This window comes from Mycobacterium sp. URHB0044 (assembly GCF_000620625.1).
In the GTDB taxonomy this organism is placed as follows: domain Bacteria; phylum Actinomycetota; class Actinomycetes; order Mycobacteriales; family Mycobacteriaceae; genus Mycobacterium.
In genome coordinates this window covers 149,550-157,212 of record NZ_JIAW01000004.1, presented here as the reverse complement: position 1 = coordinate 157,212, position 7,663 = coordinate 149,550, and the positions used below count along the sequence as shown (strand labels likewise).

General features: G+C 67.2%; 5 protein-coding genes. 1 reads left to right on the top strand and 4 read right to left on the bottom strand.

Translation table 11 applies throughout. The features are described from left to right. Positions 1–413: aldehyde dehydrogenase family protein (locus tag N536_RS41415; RefSeq protein ID WP_197040105.1), on the bottom strand; the 413-nt coding region annotated here is incomplete at its 3' end. Positions 414–493: 80 nt separating this feature from the next. Between N536_RS41415 and N536_RS37975 the strand changes: the two genes are divergently transcribed. Continuing rightward, entirely contained in the window at positions 494–2,158 is a 1,665-nt protein-coding gene (locus N536_RS37975) for a PucR family transcriptional regulator (protein ID WP_051574389.1), read from the top strand. On the opposite strand, the gene N536_RS0110015 is transcribed toward N536_RS37975, so the two are convergent. The 3 genes from N536_RS0110015 to N536_RS0110005 are packed head-to-tail and all read right to left on the bottom strand — an operon-like array spanning position 2,094 to position 7,589. After that, the gene (locus N536_RS0110015) at positions 2,094–5,456 is read right to left on the bottom strand and encodes an ATP-binding protein (protein WP_029113481.1); all 3,363 of its coding nucleotides are present in this window, start codon (positions 5,454–5,456) and stop codon (positions 2,094–2,096) included. The genes N536_RS37975 and N536_RS0110015 overlap by 65 nt on opposite strands. Continuing rightward, positions 5,449–6,135 carry a DUF4194 domain-containing protein gene (locus N536_RS0110010; protein ID WP_029113480.1) on the bottom strand — a complete coding sequence of 229 codons (687 nt, stop codon included), beginning with the start codon at positions 6,133–6,135 and terminating at the stop codon, positions 5,449–5,451. Before N536_RS0110010 ends, N536_RS0110015 begins: the two co-directional genes overlap by 8 nt. Continuing rightward, positions 6,132–7,589 carry a DUF3375 domain-containing protein gene (locus tag N536_RS0110005; RefSeq protein WP_036435989.1) on the bottom strand — a complete coding sequence of 486 codons (1,458 nt, stop codon included), beginning with the start codon at positions 7,587–7,589 and terminating at the stop codon, positions 6,132–6,134. Before N536_RS0110005 ends, N536_RS0110010 begins: the two co-directional genes overlap by 4 nt. Positions 7,590–7,663: the final 74 nt, after the last annotated feature.

The following is a 7,663-nucleotide window of genomic DNA, read 5'->3' as shown; positions in this document are numbered from 1 at the left end:
TGGCGCACCGAGTAGACGTCGACCTTGGTGGAGGCGTTCTCGGTGAATCCGCCCTTGAGCAGGTGGGGGATGCCGCAGGCGAATTCGACGACTTCCTGGCCGCGAGACACTTCACCCAAAGCGTCGGAGACGACCTTGCCGTGCTCGCTGGTGATGATCTCGGCCAGCTCGCCCTTACGTTCGTTGAGCAGCTCACGAAACTTGAACAGCACCTGGGTGCGCTTGGCCAACGAGGTGTCACGCCAGGCCGGGAACGCCGCGGCCGCCGCGTCGATCACGGTGCGCGCATCCTCGGCGGTGGCCAACGCCACCTGCCCCGTCACGGCGCCGGTCGCGGGGTTCGTCACCGGCAGTGAACCGCCACTGCCCGCGAAGGCCTTGTTGTCGAACCAATGAGTAATCGCATTCTGCACGGGTCCAGCTTGCCTCCGATGCGCGGCTACCGACTGCTGCAGAGTGTCAATAATCTCCGCTAGCTGTTTACACTATGTAAATGCCGCTCACAGTGTCCGAAGTCGTCGAGATGCCTGTCATCCAAGCTGGGCAGCCCGAGGTGCTGAGCGACTGCCGATGGGACGATCAGATCCGCTGGATTCACGTCAGCGATGTCGCCGACTTGTCGAGCCTGTTGCAGGGCGGCGAGCTGGTACTGACAACCGGTGCCGCGCTGCGCAGATCTCCGGCCCGGTACCTGCGAAGCATTGCCGAGGCGGGCGCCCTCGGGGTCATCGCAGAACTGACCCCGGACGCGCCTCTGCCGAGCACGGCGGCCTCGGCAGCAACGAATGCAAACATCGCGTTGATAGTGCTGCACCGCGAGATCAAATTCGTCGAAGTGACCGAGGCGGTGCACCGACGGATCGTTTCCGAGCAGTTCGAAGCTGTCGCATTCGATCGTCGAGTGCACGAGACTTTTACCGACCTGAGCATGAAACGGGTATCAGCGCCCGGGATCGTCACCGCCGCCGCTCGAATTCTCGATGAGCCGGTCGTGCTGGAAGACCTTGCGCACCAAGCACTTGCCGTAGCGCCGGGGCCGGGTACCACGGCGACGCTGCTCGATGACTGGGAATACCGCTCCCGGCGAGCCTCCGAAGGCCGCGACGGCTGGGCGATGACTGCGGTGGGCCCCCGCGGCGAAGAATGGGGGAGGTTGGTCGTCCCGCGTCTTCCCGCGGACGCGTCGCGCGCCAAGATGGTGCTCGAGCGTGCTGCGGCTGCACTCGCGCTGCACCGGATGGTCGAGCGGGACCGGTCCGGACTTCACCAGCAGGCTCAGAGCGGGCTGATCGACGACGTCCTTCGCAGCCGGGTCACCGACGAACGAGAGATCACCGCCCGGGCGTACGCGCTGGGTCTCCGAAAGACCTCGCGGTATCACCCGGTGGTGGTGCGGACGGAAGACGCGTCGACGGGATCCGATCCAGTTGCCGGGCAGCGCCGCAACGTCAGGCTTCTCGATGCGGTGGCACACACCGTGAACGCGTCGGGCCACACCGGGCTGTTCACGATCCGCAGCGACGGGGAGATCGGCGCCGTGGTGGCATTGAGCGCGAGCCGGGCAGGTGCAGCGGAGAAGGCTTGGGGCGCATTGGGGCTGGACGTGGCGCAAGAGGTCGCGCGAGTCGATGGCGGTCAGCGGTCGGTACTCGCAGTGGGCGAGCCGTCCGGACTGATCACCGACGCCATCGTCGGGATTGCCGGCGCGGCGCACGTAGCCGAGGCAGCATTGGCGATGGGCGGGCAGCCTCGGCCCTTCTACCGCACCTCCGATGTCCGACTGCGGGGGCTGGTCTCGTTGCTGCAAGACGACCCGCGAGTTCAGGCGTTCGCCGAAACCGAACTCAAGGCGCTGCTGACAGCCGAGAGAGTGAGTAAGCCAACGGATTTCGAGATACTGCGGCAGTACCTGCGGCTGGGCGCGAACAAGGTCGCGCTTGCGACCCGGCTCGGCATCAGCAGGCCAGCCCTCTACAAGCGGCTATCGGGTATCGAGACGAAACTAGGCGTCGACCTCACGGACGCAGAGTCGACGGCATCGCTGCATGTCGCGATGCTGGTATTGGAGGTACGCCGCGGCAGCGAACTCGGGCTCACACCGTCGCGGGCACTCGCGCGGCGGCAGCCGATAGCGTCATCTCCTGCCGCAAGCTCGTGAAGTCCGCGATGGTCTTGGTCGCCACGGTCGCGACGGGCCGGGCATTGCGGCCGCTGGCCTCCTTCTTCGACACCATGACCACGCTGTCGATGTAGGGCTGGATCGTCGTCGCGTTCTGCACCGTGGCGACGATGACGAGCTGGAAGCCGAACTTGCGGAATGCCTGCAGCGCCTGCTGCGCGAACTGCGGGTCGGACTTCGAGAACGCCTCGTCGAGCATCAGCTGCGCGAAAACCGGTTTGTTGTCCGAACTTTCGGGACTGGCCAGGTTGAAGCTCAACGCGCCCGCCAGGCAGAACGCCATCAGCTTCTCCTGCTCACCACCGGAGTTGTCGCCGGCGTTGCTGTGGGTGCGGATCAGCTCCTCGGTGCTGACATCCCACTCTGCGCAGTCGAACGTGAACCGGTTGCGGACGTCCAACGCGTCCCGCGTCCACGCCTTGTCCTCGGGCGCCGTGGACGCCAGCCGGTTGCGCAGCCGCAGGATGTCGGCGTACTGGTCCAGGATCGCCTGCTTGTCGCCGAGGCCGACTTCCGCGATCCGCCGCGAGATGGCCCTCACGATCTCGGTGAGCTCGGCGACCGCCGTCAGGCTGCGCGGGGTGGCGCGCAGCGTCAGCCGGGTGCCCCGGTTGAACTCGACTGAGCCCAAACCGGTGTTGACGCGGGCGATCTGCTCGCTGATGCGACGGGTTTCCTGCTCGGCCACCCGGTGCAGCGTGAGGATCGCATCGGGAGCCTGCTCGGTGACGAGCCGCATCATCCGCTCATAGGCCTCGGGCAGTTCGCGCTCGTCGATGTGCCGGCACATCGCCACGTAGTCGTGCACGCGCTCGTCGAACACGTCGCTGTCGTTGGGGATCGCGTCGGGGAACGCGGTGTCGAACGTGTTGAGGATGCGGGCCAGCTCATCGTATGAGCGCCTGCGGCTTTCACGCAGCTGATCCCGTTCGCGGCGGATGGCGTTGAACACCGCCTCGCGGTGCGGCTCGGGGTTGAGCAGCTCCAACGCCACCGGCACGTCGCTGGCGTAGCGGTTGAGCAACTCCGTCAGCGGCTCCGACACGAACGCCGGCGTCAGGCGCTCCTGCAGCTCCAATAGCCGGGTCCGGCGACCGTCCAAGTCGTCACGGCGCGTCTCGATCGACCCACGCCGCGTCATCAGCGTCTGGATCTCCTCCCAGCATTCGTCGGCACGTGCCGAGAGTGCCTCGATGTCGGGATGATCGGCCAGCAGCAGCTCATACTGTTCGCGCAGTCGGTCGGCGTGACCGTCGGCGGTCTCGGTGTCGACGTGGTTCCACTGCGGGAACTGCTCGCAGATCGCCTTGCACGCCGCGGCCCGGTCCCGCCACTGCTGGCGCTCGGCGGCGATGTCGTCGGCCGCACGGCGCGCTGCTTGAAATGCCTCCTCGGCGTTGGCCAGGTCTACGGTCAGCGCGTCGATCTTCGCGGCGACGTCGCCCTGGAAGATGTACTCCGACTGCTTGAGTGCGCGCCGGTCGTCCTTGATGGCCAACCGATCGGAGTCTTTGTACAGGCCGGTGTCGGTGACTGCCCGGCGGAAGCGGGGAAAGACGTCAGGGGTGTCGACGCAGATGTGGTCACCGGCCGCGGCGATGACGTCGGCGGCCTCGGCAGCGCAGACGTGCGTCGGGTCGACGATGAACAGCTTGCCCGCCAACGTGTTTGGCTCGGCCTCGCGCCCGCTGGCGGACGAACGGACGTGGTGCAGCTGCAGCCGTCCGCGCATGTTGGTCTCGTTGACGAACCGCAGCACCGCCGCGTAGTGCGAGTCGGGAACGAGCAGGCGCAGCCCGACTCCGCGCAGCACCTTCTCCACCGCGACGCGCCAGCGGCTCTGCTCGGGCCGCAGATCCATCAGCTCGGCGATGTAGGGCAGCGCGCCAGGGTCGACACCGACGGCGTCGCAGATGTGTTCGCGCATCGTGATCGCCGACTCGGGGAGCGCCGAGCCGACGTGCTCGACGCGCTTGAGTTCCTTGGCGGCGTCGTCGCGGGCCATCCGTGCGACCTTCTGCGCGTATTCGGCGTCGGTGGACGCTTCCCGGCCACGGTCGAGTTTGGCCAGCAGTTCGGTGGCCTGGGTGCTGAGTTCCTCGCGTAGGTTCCAGAATTCGTCGGCGGTGTCCGGGATGTCGACGTCCTGCGCGGTCAGCATGGATTCGTAGGCGGCGCGGCGGCGCGAGACTTCCTCGGCCTGCGCCTCGGCGGCCTGCACCTGCGACTGCAGCGGGCCGATGCTGGCACTGGATCCGTTGATCTGTGCGTTGAGCGAATCCGCCTCGGCCTTGGCGATGTTGAGCGCCCGGGTGACGTCCTCGTACTCGTTGCCGAGCTGGTCGATGGTGCTGTCGAGCGAGTCGATCTGGGCCGGGCACTGGCTTAGTCGGACGTGATCGGTGTAGGCCCGCACCATCGGCTGGTCGACCAGGTCGATGATGCCCAGGTCGGAGGATTCGGAGGCATAGCGCTGCTGAATCTTCTCGATGTCGCCGAGGATCTTGCGCTTGCGCTGGGCGACCGCCAGCAGCTCGCGGGCCTCCACCAACGGATCGATCTGCTTGAGCGCTTCGGGCAGTCGGGTCAGGCTGCCCGGCTCGTCGAGCATGAACTCGCGAACGAACTGTTCCAGGCCACCAACGCTTTTCAGCGACTTGGCCTTGCCGAGCAACTGCTGGGCGGCGTCGGAGGCGCGGATGCCGATGGTCGCGTACAGCTGGGCCAGGTACTGCGACTCCACCTTCGTGGAGAACCGCCAGTTGTCCTCCTTGAACACACCCGAGTCGAATCGCCCGGCGGCCCAACGGTTGCAGACGTCTTCGATGTCCCGGTCCCCGTCGGCCAGGACGAACCGGCTCGAGGAGTCCGAGCGTGATTCACCGGTGAGCCACTTGAGGACCAGCCCGGTGACGGTGCGGCCGCTGTTGCCGGTGTAGGTGACGGCGACGGCCGACCACGCGGTGCCGTCGCCGCGCAGGTACATCACCCGGCTGGTGCCGCCGTCGCTGCGCTGACCCCACGCGCCGCGGACGTACTTGTCGACCGTGCGGCGGCCCGCGCTGGATCCAGCGGCCGAGTTGTCACCGGAGGCGTTGAAGTTGCGACGGTTGAAGGGCAGGAAGCCGAGCGAGATCGCGTCCAGCAGTGAGGATTTGCCGCTGCCGGAGGCTCCGGCGATGAGTGCGCCGCCTTCGCTGAACGGGATGGAGTGATACCCGTCGAAGACACCCCAGTTGATGACCTGTAGGCGCGAGAGGTGGAACTGCTCAGGCATCAAGGTCTGCTTCCTCCTGTGGGGCGCCGCCGCCGTTGAGCAGCAGCTCGAACTGCTGCTGCAGTTCGGTGATCACCGAGGCGGTCATGACCGCCGTGATCACCGGGCTGACGGTGTAGCTGTCTTCGTCGTCGCGGGTCTTGCGCAGGATCTCGAGCCCCGTGAGGCGGGCGATCGCCGCGTCGATGCGGGCGGTGAACGTGACCGCGTCGCGGTCGGTGTCGTTGAGCACCCCGGCGAACAGGCCGTGCACCTCGTCGCGGCTGATCAGCACGGTCTGATCGCCGGAGGCGCGCATGATCTGCGCCAAGTGCAACGCGAGGATCGAGTCGTAGGTGCCCAGCGGTTCGCGTCGCAAAAGCTTGACGCCCCTGGCGGATTCGTAGCGGGCCTGTTCGACGAAGGCGACGTCGACGCCCTCGACGATGCGCAGCAGCAGGTCCAGCTCGGATAGGCGCACGCTGAGCTGTGCGCGGTACTCCAGCACCCAGGTGTAGAGGTCGCGGTCCGATTCTGCGCTGATGTAGCGCCGGGTGAGCAGCTGCTGCAGCGCCCAGCAGGCGCGGTCGGGCAGCTCGCTGACGTCGCCGTCGAAGCGGGGCCGACGCTGGTGCGGAGTGCGGGCGGTCTGATCGACCTGGGGGAGCGAGGAGAAGTCGATGCCCTGATCGGTGGTCACGGAGCGGCTCCCAACAGACTGGAGATCGGTTCGGTGAACATCAGATGCGGAACCTCCATCTCACGGTCGCGGCCGTCCAGGGACTGGAAGCGGACCGTGACCGAGTCGGATGACTGTGCGGCGCTTGGCTGTTTGAGCGCCCAGGACCACAGCACGATGACGTGGCCCAGATAGGCCGAGTCGAGCATCTCGACGGCGTCGGGCAGCGACAGCCGAGCGCCCGTGCTGATCGCCGCGTTGATCATGTCCGACATCGCCGGGGCGTCGACCTGCGTGGTCAGCGCGGAGAAGCTGGACAAGTCGACCTCGCCATCGGCAGCCTGGGCGGGCTTCGGATTGGACAACTCGCCGATCCGAAAGCTCAGGGCGCCGACCGAGCTGATGGCGTGGCGGGCGAGGGGCAGTTCGAGGTCGAGCCGCGAATCGGTCAGCGACGCCTTCAGCAGGGCGCGGGCCGCGCCGATGGCCTCGTTGAGCTGACGGGCCACCCCGCGGCTCTGCTCCAGCGTGCCGAACGCGGTGAACCGCTTGACCCGCTGGGCGCAGCGCTGCTGGATCCGTTCCACCTCGTCGATCTGGTGGCCCACCAGTTCGAAGAACCCCGCCATCACCCTGCGCAGCGCCGGGTCGAGGGCTGGCAGCGCCTCGGCGACCGCGGCCACGTCGGCCTCGAACTCGGCGCGCTGATCGGGGTCGTTGATCATCCGGAGGAACGCGCGGTGCGAGTCACGACCCTGGGAGTCCCAGGCCGCCTGGTAGTCGGCGTACATCTGGCGCTGGCGGTCGCGGTACTCGACGTTGCTGTCGATCGGCTCGTCGAGGGCGGCAGTCGCCTGCTCGATCATCGTCCCGTACTGGCCGATGTCGGTGATGAGCCGCTCCATCTGCAGCGCGATGGCGCGGGCCTCGTCGTACATGTCGGTCAGGTCGGGTTCGGAGAGCCGATCCTCCCGAAGGCCGTCGTCGAGTTCGTCGAGTTCCGCTCGCAGGGAGGCGATCTCGGCTTCGATGCCGGCGCGGATCCGGTCGGGATCGTTGCCGACGCGGATGGCGACCTGCTTGAGCCGCGACGCGATGCCATTGATCGAGCCGCCGGTGGCGATGGTGTCCTGGCGGCGCATGCCCCGCAGAAAGTCGAGGGCACGACGCGCGTCCTGCGTCAGGTAACACAGGTTCCGTTCGACGCCCGCGCGCTGGTCGGCCACCCGGTGCAGCCAGCCCTGGCTGGCCCATGACTTGATCAGGCCCAGGCCGGACTGCTCGCCGCCGGGACGGTCCAGCTCCTCCAGATCGCGCTCGAGGTGGACCACCAGTTCGGTTTCGGGGACCACGCCGCCGCTGAGGTGGCGCTCCATCAGCGTGGCGTAGACGCCGAGGTTCAGCGTGGCCAGCAGCCGGATCGTCGGCGAACCCTGAATGTCGCGGTTGAGGTCGATCAGGTCGGCAGCCGACATCGCCGTGTTGTTGTCCACCTACTCCCTTTCGACTGGTGCCCGGACGGTCCAAGATAGGGCACGCCGACGACAAC